At 44.5% G+C, this 19732-nt stretch carries 16 protein-coding genes and 1 pseudogene; 10 read left to right on the forward strand and 7 right to left on the reverse strand.

Features of this window, described 5'->3' with window-relative positions; translation table 11 throughout:
* Nucleotides 1-61 precede the first annotated feature (61 nt).
* From MWM02_RS16670 to MWM02_RS16685, 4 genes are all read left to right on the forward strand, one after another.
* Nucleotides 62-964: a TIGR01777 family oxidoreductase gene (locus tag MWM02_RS16670; RefSeq protein ID WP_244402473.1), complete on the forward strand. Its 903-nt coding sequence runs from the start codon at nucleotides 62-64 to the stop codon at nucleotides 962-964.
* A 277-nt stretch (nucleotides 965-1241) separates the two neighbouring features.
* Nucleotides 1242-1793, forward strand: coding sequence for a GNAT family N-acetyltransferase (locus MWM02_RS16675; protein ID WP_064550581.1), 552 nt, complete (start codon nucleotides 1242-1244; stop codon nucleotides 1791-1793).
* 103 nt (nucleotides 1794-1896) lie between these two features.
* The gene (locus tag MWM02_RS16680) at nucleotides 1897-2025 is read left to right on the forward strand and encodes a YfhE family protein (protein WP_081260202.1); all 129 of its coding nucleotides are present in this window, start codon (nucleotides 1897-1899) and stop codon (nucleotides 2023-2025) included.
* Between the two features lie 79 nt (nucleotides 2026-2104).
* A complete protein-coding gene (locus MWM02_RS16685) occupies nucleotides 2105-2293 on the forward strand; it encodes a YfhD family protein (protein ID WP_064550580.1) in 189 nt (62 codons plus the stop codon).
* Between the two features lie 28 nt (nucleotides 2294-2321).
* Here MWM02_RS16685 and MWM02_RS16690 read toward each other — a convergent pair whose 3' ends face one another.
* The gene (locus MWM02_RS16690) at nucleotides 2322-3149 is read right to left on the reverse strand and encodes a glycosyltransferase family 8 protein (RefSeq protein WP_064550579.1); all 828 of its coding nucleotides are present in this window, start codon (nucleotides 3147-3149) and stop codon (nucleotides 2322-2324) included.
* Between the two features lie 368 nt (nucleotides 3150-3517).
* Between MWM02_RS16690 and MWM02_RS16695 the strand changes: the two genes are divergently transcribed.
* The 3 genes from MWM02_RS16695 to MWM02_RS16705 all read left to right on the forward strand — a co-directional run bounded on the left by MWM02_RS16695 (nucleotide 3518) and on the right by MWM02_RS16705 (nucleotide 8183).
* Entirely contained in the window at nucleotides 3518-5533 is a 2016-nt protein-coding gene (locus MWM02_RS16695) for a penicillin-binding transpeptidase domain-containing protein (RefSeq protein WP_244402474.1), read from the forward strand.
* A gap of 281 nt (nucleotides 5534-5814) precedes the next feature.
* A complete protein-coding gene (locus MWM02_RS16700; protein ID WP_064550577.1) occupies nucleotides 5815-6978 on the forward strand; it encodes a CaiB/BaiF CoA transferase family protein in 1164 nt (387 codons plus the stop codon).
* The gene (locus MWM02_RS16705; protein ID WP_198401545.1) at nucleotides 6978-8183 is read left to right on the forward strand and encodes an acyl-CoA dehydrogenase family protein; all 1206 of its coding nucleotides are present in this window, start codon (nucleotides 6978-6980) and stop codon (nucleotides 8181-8183) included. The genes MWM02_RS16700 and MWM02_RS16705 overlap by 1 nt, the downstream gene beginning before the upstream one ends.
* A gap of 25 nt (nucleotides 8184-8208) precedes the next feature.
* On the opposite strand, the gene MWM02_RS16710 is transcribed toward MWM02_RS16705, so the two are convergent.
* Nucleotides 8209-8529, reverse strand: coding sequence for a DUF3870 domain-containing protein (locus MWM02_RS16710; RefSeq protein WP_064550575.1), 321 nt, complete (start codon nucleotides 8527-8529; stop codon nucleotides 8209-8211).
* 266 nt (nucleotides 8530-8795) lie between these two features.
* Between MWM02_RS16710 and MWM02_RS16715 the strand changes: the two genes are divergently transcribed.
* Both MWM02_RS16715 and MWM02_RS16720 read left to right on the forward strand, forming a co-directional pair.
* On the forward strand, nucleotides 8796-9443 hold the full coding sequence (locus tag MWM02_RS16715) for a LytTR family DNA-binding domain-containing protein (RefSeq protein WP_064550574.1): 648 nt from the start codon (nucleotides 8796-8798) through the stop codon (nucleotides 9441-9443).
* A gap of 282 nt (nucleotides 9444-9725) precedes the next feature.
* Nucleotides 9726-11252: a succinyl-CoA:acetate CoA-transferase ScpC gene (locus tag MWM02_RS16720; protein WP_244402475.1), complete on the forward strand. Its 1527-nt coding sequence runs from the start codon at nucleotides 9726-9728 to the stop codon at nucleotides 11250-11252.
* A gap of 314 nt (nucleotides 11253-11566) precedes the next feature.
* Here MWM02_RS16720 and MWM02_RS16725 read toward each other — a convergent pair whose 3' ends face one another.
* Nucleotides 11567-11755, reverse strand: coding sequence for a hypothetical protein (locus tag MWM02_RS16725; RefSeq protein ID WP_244402476.1), 189 nt, complete (start codon nucleotides 11753-11755; stop codon nucleotides 11567-11569).
* Between the two features lie 255 nt (nucleotides 11756-12010).
* On the reverse strand, nucleotides 12011-12460 hold the full coding sequence (locus tag MWM02_RS16730) for a GNAT family N-acetyltransferase (protein ID WP_244402477.1): 450 nt from the start codon (nucleotides 12458-12460) through the stop codon (nucleotides 12011-12013).
* A gap of 236 nt (nucleotides 12461-12696) precedes the next feature.
* On the opposite strand from MWM02_RS16730, the pseudogene MWM02_RS16735 reads away from it, so the two are divergent.
* Nucleotides 12697-13865 (forward strand): annotated as a pseudogene (locus tag MWM02_RS16735) (IS256 family transposase).
* A gap of 182 nt (nucleotides 13866-14047) precedes the next feature.
* Here MWM02_RS16735 and MWM02_RS16740 read toward each other — a convergent pair.
* From MWM02_RS16740 to MWM02_RS16750, 3 genes are read right to left on the reverse strand one after another with little or no spacing between them, the layout of a single operon-like run.
* Complete coding sequence (locus tag MWM02_RS16740) at nucleotides 14048-15628, reverse strand: SagB family peptide dehydrogenase (RefSeq protein WP_244402478.1); 1581 nt, start codon at nucleotides 15626-15628, stop codon at nucleotides 14048-14050.
* An 11-nt stretch (nucleotides 15629-15639) separates the two neighbouring features.
* On the reverse strand, nucleotides 15640-17583 hold the full coding sequence (locus MWM02_RS16745; RefSeq protein ID WP_244402479.1) for a TOMM precursor leader peptide-binding protein: 1944 nt from the start codon (nucleotides 17581-17583) through the stop codon (nucleotides 15640-15642).
* Nucleotides 17583-19553, reverse strand: a complete 1971-nt coding sequence (locus tag MWM02_RS16750; RefSeq protein ID WP_244402480.1) for a putative thiazole-containing bacteriocin maturation protein — start codon at nucleotides 19551-19553, stop codon at nucleotides 17583-17585. The genes MWM02_RS16745 and MWM02_RS16750 overlap by 1 nt, the downstream gene beginning before the upstream one ends.
* Nucleotides 19554-19732: the final 179 nt, after the last annotated feature.

Below are 19732 nucleotides of genomic sequence, written 5' to 3' on the forward strand. Positions count from 1 at the left end.
GGAATGTTGCACATAAAAAGAGAAATAAATAATATGACGTCAAAAATAGGGAGGGAAGCAGATGCATATCGCTATTGCTGGCGGCACAGGTTTCATTGGGCAAGCGCTCACCAATTACTTTGCGGCGCAAGGACACCGGATTTATATCTTAACCCGCCACCCTAGACCGTCTTCCTCTGCAACTATCCGCTATCTTGCATGGTCGTCTGGCACTCACCCCAATATGGATGTTCCTGCCTTTGATGTTGTCATTAATTTAGCCGGCGAGCCAATTAACCGCAAAAGATGGACAAAAGCACAGAAAGAGCGTATTGTCAATAGCCGTATATCAACCACAGCATCCACCCTCGAACTAATAAAGGCGCTGCCAATCCCTCCAAAAGTATTTATTAACGCTAGTGCAATCGGGATTTATGGAACTTCTCTTACCGCTTCTTTTACCGAAGAAAGCCCTGCTGCCGGCAGCGATTTTCTCGCTCAAACAGCAATAAAGTGGGAACAAGCAGCAAAGCAGGCTGAAACGCTCGGCGTTCGCACCATAATGGCGCGATTTGGCGTCGTTCTTGGCAAAAACGGCGGCGCACTTCCAAAAATGGTTCTTCCTTATCGCTTTTACATCGGTGGCCCCATCGGCACAGGACAGCAATGGCTTTCTTGGATCCACATTGACGATGTTGTTCGCGCCATCGCCTATACGATCGATCATGAGCAACTCGCTGGACCGATCAATATTACCGCTCCATCTCCAGTCCGTATGGAACAGTTTGGGGAAACGGTAGCACGCATGCTTCGCCGCCCTCATTGGCTTCGTGTGCCGAACATGATGTTGCGTGCCCTCCTTGGTGAAATGAGCATTCTTATAACCGAAGGACAGCAAGTCATTCCGAAAAAGCTGATGGAAGCTGGGTTTATCTTTTCCTTCCCCACGTTGGAAAAAAGTTTAGCCGATTTATTAGCGACGTAACCATTTCGTTGTTAAAAAATCGATAAAAAAATTTAACAAAAAACCTATTTCTTTTTTCTTGATCATCGTGTATGATGGTAAAGACTTAAATCGACGCATTGCCCACAATCAGATACCGGACGAAATAAAGGGAAGGCAAATGGTGCGCCACCAGCGGATCCCGCTGGTTCTAGTGGGTTCGATTCCCACCCCGAAATTTTTTGATGAATATATATTAAAAAATTTCGAGGGTGGTTTCGCCCACAAGTAAACTGCCCTCGAATAAGGAGGGAAAAGTATGCTAAAAAAACGGGAGCTGCAAGATTGTCATGCGCTTTACGAGCTGATGGTGCACCCGGACGTCTTCCCTTTCGTGCGCCAAAAAGCGAGCTCGTATGAAGAATTTTTATTTATGACAAAACAAGTCATCGAAGCGGAAGAACGCGGTGAACTTATTTCCCGCACCATTCTAGACGAATGGGGCAATCCAATTGGCACGATTAGCCTATTTGATATACAAGATAACGCCGGATTTTTAGGCACATGGCTAGGAAAGCCGTATCACGGGCAAGGGTACAACCGCCGTGCGAAAGAAGCATTTTTTCATGAATTATTTTACGAGCTTTCCATTGAAACGGTATTTATGCGCATTCGCAAAATAAACACCCGCTCCATTAAAGCGGCAGAAAAATTGCCGTATGTCACGCCAGCAAACGAGACAAGAAAAGGCTTGCTCGAACAAATTGGAGCGGACGTATACAATTTATACGAAATTACAAAAGATAATTATACGCTATATACGCTTCGCCATCCTTCTTCCATCGATGAAGAACAGCGCAAAGAAGCGTAAACGGGCTGTTTTTTGAACAGCCCGTTTTTATATTTTGCATGCATAAAATAAACAAACGGCGGAAAAACTAAAAATAAATAAAATTTAAGTGAGGGGTAGCTTAATGTCGGAAAAACGAAAACGCGAAAAAACGAAAAGCACGTTAACGAGCGCGCAGGAAGTTACGTATTCCCGCGACTTTAAATTGGCCGACCAAGCAGGCGGCTACACAGCGAAAAAAGCAAAGCATTAGAAAACATTGTTATTTATACTTTTTCGCGCAAAAGCCATCCTACATAATGAAAATATTATCGCTTAGGAGGAATGGATGGATGGGGCGATCTCGCGGACAAAAAACGCGCGATAAAAACAAAGCTACTTTACCGCAAGTTCCGAAACAGCTGAAATCCGACAGATTAGATGCCGAATATTCCAGCGAATTTGCAGATCGCGCACAATTAGAAGAAATGGCACGCGCGCAGGCAGCCGGCATTCATCAAAGCAAGGCGCGCAAAAAATAACGCCTAAAGGCAGTTTTTTACGCTGCTTTTAGGCTTTTTCTTCTTCCAATTCTAGAATGTCGCTATACTGCTTATAAAACAATCCGAGCTCCCCTTTATAATTTTCTTTCCACGGTTTATCTTTCCCGCAGTAATGAATAAACACCGTATTTTCCCGAATCCATCGTAAATCGTGCTTTGGATTCGGGAACAACTGAATCATGTCGTAATAACGCGCATCGTAATTATAACGATAACAGTCAACCGGCTTAATTTTGTCCCAATATAAACCATTTAACACATCTTGGTCCGGAAGCACCAGCTTAAACCGATTCTCACGAATAAACTGATAAATATCTTCCAAGCGGACTTCTTTTCTCATTAACGGCAAGTTCATCAACATGACGCCAGTATTAAAATATCCCTTCGCATTTGGGGTCTTCAGCCTCAGTTTGTTAAATAAATTCGCTACTTTCGTAGAATGGGTATGCTCGGCGGCGATAAACATATTCCCTTCAAAATCCATATCATATAAATCGTCGATCGGATTAATCGCGACAATGTCTGGATCAAGATATAAAACGCGGTCCAGCTCCTGCGGCAAAAACTGATGTGCGGCAAGACGATAATACATTTCCGAAGTATAATGACGAAATACAGGAGCATCGGCAAACAATTGCGGATCGACATAAATCGGAACAAGCTGATGCCCTTGTTGCTCTACAAAATACTGCAAAGACTCTATTTCCATTTCCGGAATACGCGAATATAACAGATAAAAAGAAAAGGATTTTGTATTATTGCGAAATAGCGAATTCATTAATACCTTTAACGGTGGAATGTAATTCGAATCTAATGTCACAAGAATATGAAACATAAACAATCACTTCCTTGCCTTATCGTTATTGTAAAAACATCTCATTCCCCTTACATTATATAAATCATCGTGTTTCCAACATATAATTAATAATAAAATAGGAAAGCGACTTTTTCTATAACATTAGATGGAATCGCTTTGCTCCATCGATCGTTTCGTCCCCCTCAGCGCGGAAACGGCAGCTCCATAGTCCGCACGCACGCTTCCTGCAATCCGCACAGATATACTTTCCGTATTTCTCCTACAACCATTTATTTCTATTCGCTGTTACTCATGCTTTCTATGCTATAATTTATGAAAAAAAGAAGGGCACACGCACTGCTTCCGCAGCAAGCGTACATTACCTAAACACGATTGGGGGAAAAACAATGATCAAAAAAGGAATGATGCTATTTTGCATCATAATGTTCAGTTCCATTTTGTTATCTGCCTGCAGGGAAAATCCTTCCCCGTACGATGCATTGCGCAAATATACAAAATTATGGACAAACCAACAATTTGCCGACATGTATGCAATGCTATCTAAACAAGCGAAACAAAACATCTCAAAAGAAGATTTCGTCAACCGCTACAAAAAAATTTATCAAGATATCGAAGTAACGAATTTATCAGTAAAACCATTGCCAGCAGAAGAAAAAGATAGCGGCAAAGACGAAATAAAGCTTCCTTTTTCCGTAAAAATGGATACGATCGCCGGCCCGATCCAGTTTAAACATGAAGCATTGCTTGTGAAAGAAAAGGTACAGGGCGGGGAACAATGGCATGTGCAATGGGATACGACCTACATTTTCCCGCAATTGCAAAAAAACGATAAAGTCCGCATTTCCCTTATCTCTGGAAAACGCGGCGAAATATACGACCGCAACGGGCTGCCGCTCGCGATGAACGGAACCGCCTACGAAATCGGCATCATTCCTGGACAAATGAAAGAAAACGAAGAAACGATCAAAAAAGAACTTTCCGAATTGCTTCATATACCTGTTGAATCCATTGACGAAAAGCTAAAAGCAAACTGGGTTCAGCCAGACTACTTTGTTCCAATTAAAAAGGTGGCGAAATCAGAAACAACTCTCTTAGAAAAAGCGCGGAAAATTCAAGCTGTCGCGGTGAAAGAAGTGCTGGAAAGAGAATATCCATTCGCCGAAGCATCCGCCCACCTTATCGGGTATATTGGAACCATCACTGCAGAAGAATTAAAAACGTTGAAAAACAAAGGATATTCCTCATCTGATCGAATCGGAAAACGCGGACTGGAGGAATGGTGGGAAGAGCGTCTAAGAGGAAAAGACGGAGCAAAAATTTATATTGAAAAAAGCAACGGTTCCACCTTTACGATCGCAGAAGCGAAAGCACAAGACGGAGAAACGATTACATTGACCCTTGACGCGAAACTGCAAAAAAACATTTATGAACAAATGAAAGGAAGAGCGGGAACCGCCGTCGCCATTCACCCGCTAACAGGCGAAATTCTCGCATTAGTCAGCTCCCCTTCGTTTAACCCGAATCAATTTGTGCTGGGAATTTCTTCAGAGCAATATAAGAAACTAGAAAACGATCCGGCAAAACCATTAATTAACCGCTTTGCCGCCACATACGCGCCTGGCTCGGCCATTAAACCGGTGATCGGCGCAATCGGCCTTGAAAAAGGCGCCATTACTCCTGAACAAACGAAAACAATTATCGGGAAAAAATGGCAGCCGAAAGACGGATCATGGGGAAATTACTTTGTAACGAGGGTAAGCGACCGCTTGCAAAACGTCAACCTACAAAACGCGCTCATTTATTCCGATAATATTTATTTTGCGATGGTCGGCACTGACCTCGGTCCAGATAAACTGAAAGAAGGGCTTCGTTCGTTTGGATTTGCAGAAAATTTGCCATTTCCATATCCGATCCAAAAATCGCAAATATCGAATAACGGAAACTTAAAAACAGGACCGCAGCTTGCCGATACATCTTACGGGCAAGGGCAAATGCAGATGAGCATTTTACATCTCGCCACTGCATACACGCCGTTTCTCAACAATGGTGATTTACTGCAGCCAATTTTAGAAAAAAGCCAACAAAAAACGGTTTGGAAACAACAAATCATTTCAGCAAAAACGGCGAACATCATCGCAGAAGGGCTCAAGCAAGTAGTCGCCAATCCAAACGGCACAGCGCATAGCGCCTACATGAAAGACGTCCCGTTGGCAGGAAAAACAGGGACTGCCGAATTAAAAGAAAACCAAGGAGAAAAAGGAAAAGAAAACGGCTTGTTTGTCGCCTATAATACAAACAATCCCGATCTGCTCATCGCCATGTTAATCGAAGATGTACAACACGACCATGGGAGCAAATATGTCGTCAACATCGTTAAAAATATTTTCCAAACAGTAAAATAACAAAAATAATTTTTGTAATTTTAAATTATAAAACTATTTACAATTATTAATCGATTTTTTTATAATAAATGTAACAGCCGTCTCCCGTCGGCTTCGCGGCTGACGCCAGCGGACGGTATTACGTGATGATATGAAGTGACAATTTTATACGGATAAAGAACTGTATCGATCTGATCAGCATTTCTTTGCCGAAATGCTCCCTCAGGTCGTAAAAGCCGGTTCCTTTCTTCGTTAAGAAAAGGAGCCGGCTTTTTTCATTCGCTCGTATAGGAGGTGAACGAATGCCAGGAGCGTTAGACGGAGTGCGCATTTTAGATATGACGCGCGTCCTCGCTGGGCCCTACGCCACGATGATTTTAGGCGACCTCGGCGCCGACGTGATTAAAGTCGAAGCGCCAGGCGGGTCCGATGATACAAGATTTTGGGGGCCTCCCTTTCAAAATGGAATGAGCGCGTATTACACCGCAGTGAATCGCAACAAGCGCAGCATTGCCGTCAATTTGAAAGAAGAAAAAGGAAAAACGATCATCCGCCGCCTTGCGAAAACAGCGGACGTCATCATTCACAACTTTAAAACGGGAACGATGGAAAATTTCGGTCTTGGCTATGACGATCTATCCTCATTAAATCCACGTCTTATTTACTGCTCGATTACCGGGTTTGGCGAGACAGGCCCGTACCGCCATTTACCGGGATATGACTATATTATCCAAGCGATGAGCGGATGGATGAGCATTAACGGCACTCCCTCATCCGGGCCGCTGAAAGTCGGTGTGGCCATTGCCGACGTCTTTACCGGTTTGTACGCGGCAATCGCTATCGAAGCGGCTCTTCTCGCCCGCACGAAAACGGGACGCGGGCAAAAAATTGATCTTTCTTTATTCGACTCAGCGATTAGCGCGCTCGTCAACGTTGCCGCCAACTATTTAATGTCCGGCAATGTGCCGACGCCGTTAGGAAACGAACATCCGAACATCGTTCCATATTCAACGTATGAAGCAAGCGATGGTCCTATCGTCATCGCCGTAGGGAATGACAGGCAATTTCAAGCGTTTTGCGAACTCCTTTCCGACCCGACGATCGGAACAGATCCGCGCTTTCAAACAAATCCTGACCGCGTCGCCCACCGCGAGGAGCTAAACAAGCGAATCAACGAAGAAATGAAAAAGCGAACGCGTGCTGAATGGAAGCGCTTACTCAACAAAAAAGGAATACCGTGCGGACCAGTGCAAAATCTTGAACAATTGTTCCAGCACCCGCAAACGCTAGCGCGCGACATGGTCATTACGATGCATCATGACAAAATAGGGCCGCTGCAGCTTGTCGGCAGCCCGCTCAAGCTCTCGGAAACAAAAGTATCGTACCGCCTGCCGCCTCCGCTTGCCGGAGAGCACAACGATGAAATTATAAAAGAAATCATGAATGAGATGGGAGAGGATGGATGATGATGAATTTTGATTTTACCCCGGAACAAGAGATGCTTCGCAGCACTGTTCGCAAATTTGTCGACAAAGAAATTATGCCATATATCAAAGAATGGGATGAGCGCGGATATTTTGAGCCAAATATTTTGAAACGGCTTGCCGAATTGAATTTAATGGGCGTCTGCATCCCGGAAAAATACGGCGGAATGGGCATGGACTACAACTCGCTCGCCATCGTCTGCGAGGAGCTAGAGCGCGGTGATACCGCATTCCGCACCGCCGTTTCCGTGCACACAGGACTAAATAGCTTAACGTTATTGCAATGGGGCACGGAAGAACAAAAACAAAAATATCTCGTTCCGCAGGCAAAAGGCGAAAAAATTGGCGCATTCGCGCTAACAGAGCCAAACGCCGGATCGGATGTCGCCAGCATTTCCACCACTGCCGTCCGCGATGGCGACGACTACATCTTAAATGGGCAAAAAACGTGGATTTCCCTTTGCGACATCGCCGATCACTTTATCGTGTTCGCCTACACCGATAAATCGAAAAAACACCGCGGCATCTCCGCCTTCATCGTCGAACGGACAATGCCGGGCTTTTCATCGAAAGCGATTAAAGGAAAGCTGGGCATTCGCGCCGGCAACACGGGAGAGCTATTCTTCGACAACGTCCGCGTTCCGAAAGAAAACCTGCTTGGCGAAGAAGGCGAAGGATTTAAAATCGCGATGTCCGCGTTAGACAATGGAAGATTTACCGTCGCCGCCGGAGCTGTCGGCCTTATTACGGCTTGTCTCGAAGCAAGCATAAAATATTGCCACGAGCGCAAAACGTTTGGAAAAGAAATCGGGAGACATCAGCTTGTGCAGCAAATGATCGCGAAAATGGAAGCAGGATTGCAAATCAGCCGCTTGCTCGTCTATAAAGTTGGCTTTTTGAAAAATCAAGGCCGGCGCACAACGAGAGAAGCGTCGCTCGCGAAGTGGATCGCGTGCGACTTCGCTAATCAAGCAGCTGACGACGCCGTCCAAATTCACGGCGCGTACGGATACTCGAACGAATACCCTGTCGAACGCTACTTGCGCAACTCAAAAGCGCCGGTCATCTACGAAGGGACGAGAGAAATTCATACAATTATGCAAGCGGAATACGCGCTCGGGTACCGTGTCGACAAACCGCTTCGCAAAACGCTTCCAGCTTGGAACCCAGAGTCCATCACATTGTAAGCCCTCGTTCATCTACGAGGGCTTTTTATTGCACATTTTCCGCGCACATTTTGCAATATTGCTTGTGCAAATCTTTTAGAGCCGCGCATAGCGCTGAATTCGCCTTTCCTAAATACCCTTCATTCAACTGCTCCAAAATGGAATCAATCCCGTCCCTTAGCGAATGGCCTTTAAGCAAGCGGGCGACATAATCGCGCCCGTGCTCTGTCGCCAGCGTACAAGAAGCATCGACGATCACCCCGTACTTTTTATCAATCTCCGCCGTGATCGTCAGCGTATCATACATGCTTTTTGCCGCCATTCCTGCCGGAAGCCGCGCGTGCCCAGCGATAAATTGTGTGTTCATTTCCCTCTCCCCTCACATAAAAATAGTATGTCTAAAATAAAATTATAAACATAATAATTAAAATTTTCTAAAATTATTCGGCAACTTTTTTATTATTTCAATCATTATTTCCTTAGCTATGCTTTATGTGCGCGCAATATATATGCTATAATGATGCACAAACGAACCCATTCGGATATGAAAGGCAAGATATGCCGCGCGTACAAGTCGCCAAAACCCCGCTTCCAACGAAGTAAAGTGGCAGACTGTACACTAGGGGTGATCACATGGATTCATTCACTGTTTCCTCTATCGCAAAAGTGATGAACGAACTATTTCCGATAGAAGCGTCTTTCGTCATTTCTGACGACAAGCGCTACATTTATTACCAGCCGAGCAAGCAGATCGATCTAAAAATTCGCCCCGGAGACAAAATCAAACCGGAATCCGTTACTTATAAAGCTTTGGCCATTCAACAGAAAATTGCAGAGCAAAAAGACAGCCGCGTTTTTGGCGTGCCTTACTTTGGGATATCCGTCCCAATTTTGGATGATGGCGCCCCGAAAGGCTGTGTTACCGCAATATTGCCGAGAAAGCCGGTGCTTACAATGCCGTATTTAACGATCCGCACAACAGATCGCTGGCTTCCTGTCCCTTTTGAAAGCGTTATCTATTTAGAAGCGCAAAACCGGAAAACATTCGTAAAATCAAGTTATGCAGAAGGATACCATAAATATAACTTAACAGAACTGGAATTTTCCCTTCCTGACGATATATTTATTCGGTGCCACCGGTCATATATCATTAATATTCATCACATTGCAGAGATTCATCCCGATTCGCACTCTACTTTTCTGCTGATGATGAAAGACGGCTCAAGAGTGCCTGTCAGCCAAACATATGCAAGCTATTTCCGGAAACTGCTCTGCTTTTAATGCCCATGCTCATCAAAACAGCTTCTCCCGCTTTCTTTTCTCCGACATCTTCATCTTTATAAAGAGCTCACGCAAGTGGGCTCTTTATTTATTTCATCAATGTTTAGCAACCTACGCACTGTTGATCTGTCTCCTATTCATTTTCACCCCGAATTAATTTTCTTGTTTATGTATTAAAAATTCTTTTTTAGTTGCAAAGAAAGCCCTTTTATTCCATTTTGAATGATTTTTTACATGCTAATTGCTAGAATATTTTTAAAAAACAAAGAGGTGAGATAGGCATTGGATCAATACATTTCCAAATTCATCGCCAATCCTCGTTTAAGAAACAGAATTGTAACGGCGGAAACGGCTGCTTCATGGATAAAAGACGGTATGACGCTCGGCTTGAGCGGATTTACCCGCGCTGGCGATGCCAAGGCAGTCCCATATGCATTGATCGAGAAAGCGAAACAACAACATTTAAAAGTAAACGTATATACAGGCGCTTCGCTAGGCTCGGACGTGGACAAAATGATGGCAGAAGCAGGAATCGTCAACAAACGTCTTCCGTTCCAAGCCGACTCTGTCATGCGCAAAAAAATTAACGAAGGGGAAATTTTGTTTATTGATCAACATTTATCACATACGGCGGAATTAGTGCGTTCAGACGTATTAGATCCCATCGATTTCGCGATTGTGGAAGCGATTTCAATAACTGAAGACGGAATGATCATTCCTTCTACTTCCGTAGGAAATTCATCAACCTTTGTAAACAAAGCCCGACACGTTATTGTCGAATTGAACATGGCTCAACCAAAAGAACTCAAAGGACTTCATGACATTTATGAAGCCGGCAAACAAGGAGAACGAAACCCGATACCTTTGACAAAAGTAGATGATCGAATCGGAACGATTGGCATTCCAGTAGATGAGGATAAAATTATTGGAATTGTTTTGACAAACCAGCCTGATTCGCCATCGACGATTGTGCCTCCAGATGCGGAAACGGCTGCAATAGCGAATCATTTAATCCATTTTCTCCGAAAAGAGGTGGCAGCAGGACGACTTTCCGAGCATTTAGCGCCGATTCAGGCAGGCATTGGTTCCGTTGCAAACGCTGTCCTTTACGGCTTGTTAGATTCAGAATTTTCCAATTTGGAAGTTTATTCAGAAGTTCTTCAAGACGCCATGTTTGACCTCATTGATGCGGGAAAAGTCCGGTTCGCTTCCGGCTGTTCCATTACTTTGTCGCAGAACAAAATGAAACAAGTGTATTCCAATCTGGATGCTTACCGGGGCAAACTTATCCTTCGCCCTCAGGAAATTTCGAATCATCCGGAAATTATTCGCCGTCTCGGGCTCATTTCCATTAACACCGCCTTAGAGGCGGATATATACGGAAATGTTAATTCTACGCACGTTCGCGGCACAAACATGATGAACGGCATCGGTGGTTCGGGCGACTTTGCCCGCAATGCGCGCCTCACCATTTTCGTGACAAAATCGGTTGCAAAAAACGGGGCGATTTCCAGCATCGTTCCATTCGTATCACACGTGGACCATACCGAACATGACGTTGATGTGATCATCACGGAGTATGGCTATGCCGACCTTCGCGGGCTGGCGCCAATCGAACGCGCTCCTCTTATCATTGAAAATTGCACGCATCCGGATTACCGTCCACATTTGCGCAAATATTTCAAAGAAGCGCTTAAGCGTGGCGGCCATACACCGCACATTCTTGAAAAAGCGTTCGCTTGGCATGTCAATTATGAAAAATACGGAACAATGATAGAACCACAATATCAATTGCAAACCCAAAAATAAAAAAGCGGGGTAACCTTCGCAAGGATACCCCTTTCATTATTGAACACATTCAAGTATGAACTCTTATTTTATGCGATGGTAAGAATGCGAGCGAATTTCGCCCGACAGCAAAAACCGCTTCAGCTTTCTAGTATCGGAGTTTGCGGAACGGAGCGGGTTACACAACAATGAAGATGTGTTCCAAGTTCATCCATTCGCTGCACATCCCCTTTGCTGCAACAAAAACATTAGGAAGTGACGCTTCCATCAGACCCATTCTACACTCCTTCACTGCCGCAAATGATGGAAGAAAATTCGTTTTTCCTCAAGAAAGTTTATAAAAAAGGAATATTGTCATGATTTTGTTTAGCACTATGCATATATGTTTCAACGTAAATTCTTTCAGAATCTGAAACATTTTTTGCTCCTTCTTCAGGATCTATATTTATATTTCTTTTTTTGGCGATAAAATCCATAACGCCTCCCAAGAGAAGCAGTCCAACGATTAATATAATCCAACCCATTTTTCCCCTCCTTCTTTTGCTTTTATTTATATTATTCATTTTGAAAGTTTGGAATGCCACATAACAGGCCAACCATGCACATTTCCCATAATATCCCCGACTTGCCAAAAAGAATGGAAATTCCAAATGACGCCCACGGATAGATAAGTTCAAAACGAAATCGCTTTTAATACAAAAATACATCTCCTAGAGAATTTATGAAATGGGCAATAATCCAAACTAATTGACAAAACGGGCCATTAATATCGCTGGTTGTTACTTTGATAATCTTTTCAAGAATACATAGCTTACTTTATCGTATTGCATTTTTTCTTCATAAAAACGATGTGCGTCAACACGCTGTAAACCAGAAGACAGAGAGATGATACTATAGCCGTTCTCTTTAGCCCACTGATGTACATACGACAAAAGTTTCTTACCGTATCCTTTTGACCGTTCACTTGGTGCCGTAACTAAATCGCAAACCCATACGAAACGGCCGTTGTATAAAGTAATCATCGGCATAAATCCGGTAATGGCCACCATCTTGCCATGATCATAAAGGGCAACTAATCGATATCCTTCTTTTTGTTGCGCTTCAAGCACCAATTCAAGATACGAATTTTCATCAAGATGAGTCCGTAAATGCTTCATCACTGAAAATCCAGCTAAAATTTCTTCTTTAGTTCGAAGCTCTTTGAATAATAAAGTTGGAGTTGTTCCCACAATTATCTACCCCTTCACTATTGACAGACTTCCAGAACATTCATTCAAAATCCTTCCATAAAAAACAAATTTAATTGAATTATAGCATAACTGCAATTTTTCTGATATTTATTTTCAAACCACCTTTAACAAGATGATGTATAAAATTTTGTGTCAAGCATTTGGCTAGACCAAAAGAAAAAGGTAGGGTATTCTCTGATTTGGCCAAAAATCTTAGAGAAAGGAGACCCCTACCTATGTCTAAAAGTATACCGAATTTAGACTGGCTCAATCAACTGGAAAACGCCATTCGTCAGTTTGTAAAGGAAAAATTAGAGTTGATCATGAAGGAAGAAATTCAGAGTTTCCTCGAAATTGAACAGAAGGGAACGTCGAATAGAAGAAACGGCTATTACCATCGAAACCTAGATACGCAGTATGGTCGTATTGAAGGCCTTTCTGTCCCAAGAGACCGAAACGGGGAATTTCAAACGCAGTTGTTCACCCCTTGCCAACGCCATACCGGCTGGCTCGAGGAAGCCGTCATCAAGAGATGTATCAAAGTGGGATGAGTACGCGTGAAATTGGCAAGTTTATCGAACGAATTTTAGGAAATGCCTACTCACCAACAACGATTAGTCATATCACGGATGTGGTAAAGGAAGGCATGGCGAAATGGCACACACGTCCTCTACAAAAGCGATATTCGGTCTTATATTTGGATGGGTTGTACGTGAAACTTCGTCGAGATACGGTAGAAAAAGAGGCCATTTATGTCGTGTTAGGTGTAAACGAAGAAGGGGATCGTGAAATTCTCGACTTCTTCGTAGGAGGACAAGAAAGTGCCTATGGGTGGCAAGAGATCCTCCACAATCTCTACAAGAGAGGATTACAGGAAGTACTTCTTGGTGTATTCGATGGCCTTCCGGGACTGGAGGAAGCCTTTAAAGCCGTTTATCCGAAAGCCGATGTGCAGCGCTGTGTCGTTCACAAAGTACGTAATACCTTAAATCGTGTTCGGAAAAAAGATCAATTTGAAGTGGCAGAGGATCTCAAACTGATTTATCGCGCACCGAATAAGGAGATTGCGTTACAGATGTTTCAACAGTTTGAGCCGAAATGGTCCAGCAAGTATCCGAGAGAAGTCCAATCTTGGGCCAATGAGTTGGATGTCCTCCTTACATTTATGGATTATCCAAGCAGTATTCGAAGTGTGATTTACACGACCAATGCCATTGAACGAACGATCAAAGAGATTCGGAAACGTCTAAAGCCGATGAACAGTTTGAGTAGTTTAGAAGCCGCGGAAAAAGTCGTGTATTTGACCATCCAAGATTTTAATGAGAAATGGGCAGGGCGAAAGTTGCGAGGATTTGCCGAAGCACATGAAGCCCTTCAACGAATGTTTGAAGAACATTATAATTAACCAAATAATGTAAATCAATGAGATAAGGGGGATTCTCTCTTTCCACACAGGAGACTGAATATTCAGTCTCCTGTGTGGAGGAAACCAGTCTTCCCCTCTATTCTAAATCTATTTCAGAGATACCCTATCTATCTTACATTACACAAAATTCTTGACGGTACCGAGCTTTACTCATGTCTCTCCTAACTGCGCAAACTCCCTTTTAACCAGGCACGAGGACGATAGGGTCCGATCGGGATTTGGATTAAGCTTGTTTTCCATCGCGAATCGATCTTGTAAAGTTTATCGCATAAGTTCACATCAAATCCGAGAAGCGGGTGCCCACCCATCCCCATGGCAGACGCCACCAAGAGCAGTCGTTGCACGAGCATCCCCGCCTCCATTTGTTGAATGCGATATCCTCTGTACCCTAATTCCATTTGAAGGTGATCCCTGTCTCCTAACACATGCAGACAGAGCGGCACTTGGAACAGATTAACATTGTCCATTGACATTCCGTATTGCAGGTAGTGACGATAATCTCCAGAACGTATCCGTCCTAACGCATGAACAGCACTATCATAGTAGTAAGCACCATTTGGAACATCTTCAACGTTATAAAAACAGCCATACAGGGAGACACGGGACGGCGGCTTCTCATATTCTCCATCTAAATCATTTCGATACGTGAAAAAAAGCGTCGCCTCTTGCAACAAAGTGGCCAATTGTTCTTGACTTACCTTTCCCAAAACAAAATCCATACCTAGTGAATATCGCTTCTGGCAGACTGACGCCAGATCATACGATAACCGCTTCACACAAGGCAGAACTACCGCTTGGACCCCACATGTATCTTTCTTCTTTCTCTTAATCTGCCGAAATGATCGTGATGATTCCAACATCGACGCTTCATTCATTTTTCTCAGCATCGGATAGTCAATGATCCTCCGCGACCGAATATAGTAATGATGCTGAACTGCTGGCAATTCTCTGCACAATTCAGTGGCAGAAACATTTTCTTCTAAGTTATTATCGTTAGCAAACCAAGTGATGGAAGACTCCACAGATAATGCAATAACCGCATATACACTCTCTTCCTGTTCGGATAGTCCAAGCAGATGGTTGATCGCCCTATCAAGAAATTGAAAATACACTGTCGATGCGAAGCCGAACTGTTTCGCCACTTCCAACAGCTGCCCGATTAGCACGCCAGCATCCAGCCCTTGCAGGCGGTAAGCAAAATTATTGTATTTAAAGAAATTTTTCCAAAACATTGTCGATACAAAAACAATACCGAAACAAGCCGACACGTCACAGCGATTGCCCAAGGCCCTAGTTAGATAGGAATCGAAATTGCCTTCCCGCAACAATACCAAACGATGGTGTGCCACATCGTAATGGTACACTCCTTCTGAAACATCCTCCATTTTCAAATACACGTATAATTCGTTTGGATACAACGCCCCGCCCGAGGGAACAAACCGCCGGTACAAGTGCATTAGGTTTTCCGCTTGTTCCGTCGGACCCATGGAAAAGGCTAGCTGACAAAATTGAGTAAGGCCGAAAACGTACCAAAGAAAATGACCTATTTCTTCTAGGTCGAGCTTTCCAGGCGCTTCCCTTCCTTCGAACGTTAACGGTACTTCTGAAGAAAGCGGAATCACTGGAAAATTGCGGTACAACTTATACGGAAGCGGCGCATCTTCCCAATCTACCTCCCAATCTGGCGGCATAATCTTATCGATGTCAAAATGAAGATGGTGTAAAAACGTATCTAGCTTCATCCTCCCACCTCCTATGGGAACGGATGGGGATGTGGATTAAGCTGTTCAAGCGTGAGCGGTTGTTTCGTATACCCGAGTTCCATCGGTACCCGGAGCACCCTCTCGAGACCTGTCACGCGGGTAAGGTGATGTCCAAATGTCATCGGTAACATTCCTGGAATCAGTACTTTCACGCAATATAATCCGTTTCGTTTGATTACGGGTGTTGTCTGGTCCACCACAATTACCTCGAGGTTCAATCGTCGAAACTTCTGAAGAATATCCCGGAGCTCATCAGTCAAGTCCGCACTCTTCGTTTGCTGTTTGAATTCTTCTTCAAACGTTCGCAACGGACGATTGTCATCCAACAAAAATTGCAGACGTTCCTCTGCTTCCGGCAAACCGTACAGCATGCCATGGTCCTCCATCTGCTGTACTAATAGCGGGTCGTGTAACATTTTCTCATATTTCTTTCGGTTTGCCTCAAATTTCTCGTCAAGCACAAGCATCATGCCTGCTAACTCGTGAATCGCGCTTTTCACCGCCCGTAGGGGGTCCGGATGAGCTCCAGCGGCACAGATGAGGTTCAACCCCTTTTGTTTCCTGTTTTTCGCCACTGCCCAGACGCTTGGAATTCCGTGTTCCATCGTCGAGTTGAAAAAATACAGATCATATCCTGCCACCGCACGTACACGGTCAACTATCAACTGTAATTCTTTATCGTTAGCGGAACGAAGGTCAAGACGCGGAAGAGGCAGCTGCGCATACCAAGTCATTAAGAATGAATCACGCTCCACCACCTCCAAAATGGCATGGAAAATCGCTTCCTCTAAACTCCCGCCTAATGCACATCCGTTGGAAGTTTCGTAGACAAAGCCATCCCCACCTCCTAAACTGTAATATGCGAGCAACTCTGGGACCAAAATCGGACACTCTTGTAAAAACGAATAGCCCCATACCCAATTCATTGGACGATCAGGATGGAACGGTTTGAACGGAAAATCGGGTCGCGCATACTGTTCCTCTGCATGCACTCCTACCTTTAATGGGTTGAGTGCTTGATCTGCTAGGTTTCGGTAACTGTCATAAACCACCGTTCGTTTGCCACGAGGTTCGATGCCGCAATATCTCTCCAATCCCTCCAAAATGGCGGTTAACTCGCTAATCTCATAGGAATGAGTCCGGCCTGCCACTCCCTCGTCCCCTATAAACATTGGCATATTTACAACGACATCCGCAAACGGCAGCACGAAATGATGCATTTTACCATTCAATAATCCAGTTCGGTAATCTAGATAGTCTTTGACCAGTACTTCTTTCAACTCTTCTATCGGACGGCAACGGTAACTGTCAGCGCTGATCTTCGGACTTGGTTGCAGCGATATTTGGGCTGCTGTCGGTGAATCGTCGGATAATTGACCACATACCGTACATAACGGGTCGGGCAGAAAGAAGTGACATGAGTTCTTTAATGTTTTCAGGTTGATTAGGAACACCTTTTCTTCTAAGTGGGCACGACTGCCTTCTAACACCCTCTTCGTTTCCGCGGCGATCAGGTAGGCCATCTGCAAAAGTCCGGTTCGTGATGCCCATGCATCACGTTGTATTCCTCCTTGCACCGCCATCATCTGTTGCAGCTCCCACATTTCCTTACGGTCGTACCCCGCTATAAGGCGTCGCATATCAGCACACTGAGAACATCCCGGTGTATTAGGGCGAACTAGCGGACCAATCACGCCCTCACCAAATGAAACGAAGCCCCGAAGCCATGGAATGCCTAACGGTCGTAGCACCTCTTCCGCCTTGTGATGAGCGGAGGGATGCCAAGCATCGTGCAACACTAGAGCCAAACCCGTTTCTTCCGGAACTCCTTTCTCGAAATCAATTTGCCGAACCACCTGATATTGAACGGACAATTTTTCATACACAAAATCTGCCAATACCCCTTCTCCAACCATCAATACGCAAGCACCCATCAGAAATTCTCCTTTCTTAACAGCACGCCAAACACCCCTGCCAGTTCCTCTTTCAAAAAAGGTTCTATCGCTAAATCAAAGGCGAAAAGCCGCATCCTGTTCTGTTTCAAGACCTGCATGGCGGACTGCAAGAGCTCCAATTGTGCCGTTTCTTCACAAGCAGGGGTCTCAAGTCTTAATGGCTCCTCTTCGTTTAGAAGAATGGAGGAATCATCCAGCACTTGTATTCGAAGTGAAGCCGCTTGAGCTTGATTTTGTGCATCCATAAGCGCCTGCTCTAGCGCTTTCCGCAACGCCATTGTTATATTCAAGCCGGCACTGCCATACCAGCGGCCGCCTGTGCCGACCCATACCACAGGAAAGCCTAACACCTTCTCTCCCAAACCGATCGTCGGCGGTCCATGCATCGTCGTCAGTGCCTGCAAATAAAATCTGCAGTGTTCATCCTCCACCGTACCCAACCGTACCCGAAAAATAGGTTCCCTGCGATTAACTTGCCGTTTGCTCAGCTCCTCGTCCAAGCACTTTTGCAATCCTCGGCAAATGCCTTCCACAATCGTTTCCCCTGCCCCGACACCAATAAATTCCTGTGGTGTGATGACACCAACCTCTTTTTTGCGGTTTAAAGATGACGTAACAAGTAAATCTATCATTGGCGATACATACGATTCAATCCCAGCCAACCCCGCTTCCCGCCGTGCCTCCTCATGTGTTAGACCTGCACAGATAACTTCTGGAAGCAGATCAGCCGGGCCTTCCGATAGTGGGTTAACAGCTTGAACGCAGCACTGGGCCAACGGAAGCTGCTTCAAGCCGCCTTCCTCCCATATATGGAAAATTCCTGATTCTGCGGATGTCAATTGATTGAAATAATGAAACAATCTACTCGGATCATTGCGGCTCGAATTCTGTTTAAGCCTCAAATCAAGATCTTGAATCAATTCAGCCGCCACACATTCATTCGTCACCAGTGGATGTTGTATGAACGAATGCCAGTCACCTTCCAATGTTTCCAGGTCGAGAAGGAAAAACTGATTTCTCTGTTCCGATTTAGTCACTCCTGTAACTTTTTTAAATAATTCAAATACAATTACATTCGCCAACATTGCTCCTGCTGTTGAAGAAAAAGTTTGCGACGGTCGGTCTTCGCGAAGCGCGGATCGGTGTATGCGACGCCATGCGGATTCCCAGCATCCCTCAGAATCCAGATGCACTAATGGACCCGCTAAACCCACTTGCTGCAAAGATATGGCGGGGAGAAACCCCTTCTTCTCCTCCCTGCAAACGGCATGAAGAACCCGCAGTTCCCCTACATTGCCTTCCTGCGAGACATATAAAATCCACTCAAATGGCTGCACCACTTCTCGCCAAGAACTCCCACCCGCTCCCTTCTGTAGAGTTATCTCCTCTATTGCTACTTCGGAGTCCGTTTTGCGGGCATTCTCCGCCAGTTCCTTCAACCGCATCCGATTAGTAGGCATCGAATCTGTAATCAGAACATGGAACTTAGGCAATCCAGATTCGATCAACGCAGAAACTAATGAGACCAAAAATGGGCCAGAGCCGATTGCCAATACTTTAGATTGACGATATACTTGAAAACGGAACGCACCGGAATCAACGAAACTTTCTATAAATTCAATTTGTGAAGCATACTTTTTGAGAATCTTGCTGTCCAATTGATGCGGACGGTCTTGGCTCACATCCCGAACAAAGCCGTTCCGGTACAGAATTTCTGCAATTTCATATACCCTGTTCCGATATGGGGCCGATAATCCTTCTGTCAATTCTCCCAATGTGTGCTCTCCGTTGAACATGGGCATCAGTTTTTCAATCCACTGATAAATTGTATTGCCTTTCATACGAAATGAGCTGGAGTTATTCCTAAAATACACACCACCGTTTGGATCCGGGAGAAAAAACGTGTCTCTTTTCACCTTCAGACGCGAGGAATCGTTCAATTTTGTCATTCTACTCCTCCTTATCCGTGGTTGTTCCTAAATGCGTAGTATCATTTTATGTACTTCTATTTGTCCTTTATGTTCATTTCTAAAGAGGGACCCCTGCAGAGAATTATGCAGGGGCAGTCCTTTCTTCTTAGGTAATCACCTTTTTGAGCTAGGGAACTAGATATTTCCTCCAAAACCAC

This window comes from Parageobacillus sp. KH3-4, from assembly GCF_022846435.1.
Lineage (GTDB): Bacteria > Bacillota > Bacilli > Bacillales > Anoxybacillaceae > Parageobacillus > Parageobacillus thermoglucosidasius_A.

What these genes read in the sequence shown, in the direction of transcription:
- MWM02_RS16670 (WP_244402473.1), top strand. Translation starts at nt 62, where the DNA reads ATGCATATCGCTATTGCTGGCGGCACAGGTTTCATTGGGCAAGCGCTC.
- MWM02_RS16675 (WP_064550581.1), top strand. Translation starts at nt 1,242, where the DNA reads ATGCTAAAAAAACGGGAGCTGCAAGATTGTCATGCGCTTTACGAGCTG.
- MWM02_RS16680 (WP_081260202.1), top strand. Translation starts at nt 1,897, where the DNA reads ATGTCGGAAAAACGAAAACGCGAAAAAACGAAAAGCACGTTAACGAGC.
- MWM02_RS16685 (WP_064550580.1), top strand. Translation starts at nt 2,105, where the DNA reads ATGGGGCGATCTCGCGGACAAAAAACGCGCGATAAAAACAAAGCTACT.
- MWM02_RS16690 (WP_064550579.1), bottom strand. Translation starts at nt 3,149, where the DNA reads ATGTTTCATATTCTTGTGACATTAGATTCGAATTACATTCCACCGTTA.
- MWM02_RS16695 (WP_244402474.1), top strand. Translation starts at nt 3,518, where the DNA reads ATGATCAAAAAAGGAATGATGCTATTTTGCATCATAATGTTCAGTTCC.
- MWM02_RS16700 (WP_064550577.1), top strand. Translation starts at nt 5,815, where the DNA reads ATGCCAGGAGCGTTAGACGGAGTGCGCATTTTAGATATGACGCGCGTC.
- MWM02_RS16705 (WP_198401545.1), top strand. Translation starts at nt 6,978, where the DNA reads ATGATGAATTTTGATTTTACCCCGGAACAAGAGATGCTTCGCAGCACT.
- MWM02_RS16710 (WP_064550575.1), bottom strand. Translation starts at nt 8,529, where the DNA reads ATGAACACACAATTTATCGCTGGGCACGCGCGGCTTCCGGCAGGAATG.
- MWM02_RS16715 (WP_064550574.1), top strand. Translation starts at nt 8,796, where the DNA reads ATGGATTCATTCACTGTTTCCTCTATCGCAAAAGTGATGAACGAACTA.
- MWM02_RS16725 (WP_244402476.1), bottom strand. Translation starts at nt 11,755, where the DNA reads ATGGGTTGGATTATATTAATCGTTGGACTGCTTCTCTTGGGAGGCGTT.
- MWM02_RS16740 (WP_244402478.1), bottom strand. Translation starts at nt 15,628, where the DNA reads ATGAAGCTAGATACGTTTTTACACCATCTTCATTTTGACATCGATAAG.
- MWM02_RS16745 (WP_244402479.1), bottom strand. Translation starts at nt 17,583, where the DNA reads ATGGGTGCTTGCGTATTGATGGTTGGAGAAGGGGTATTGGCAGATTTT.
- MWM02_RS16750 (WP_244402480.1), bottom strand. Translation starts at nt 19,553, where the DNA reads ATGACAAAATTGAACGATTCCTCGCGTCTGAAGGTGAAAAGAGACACG.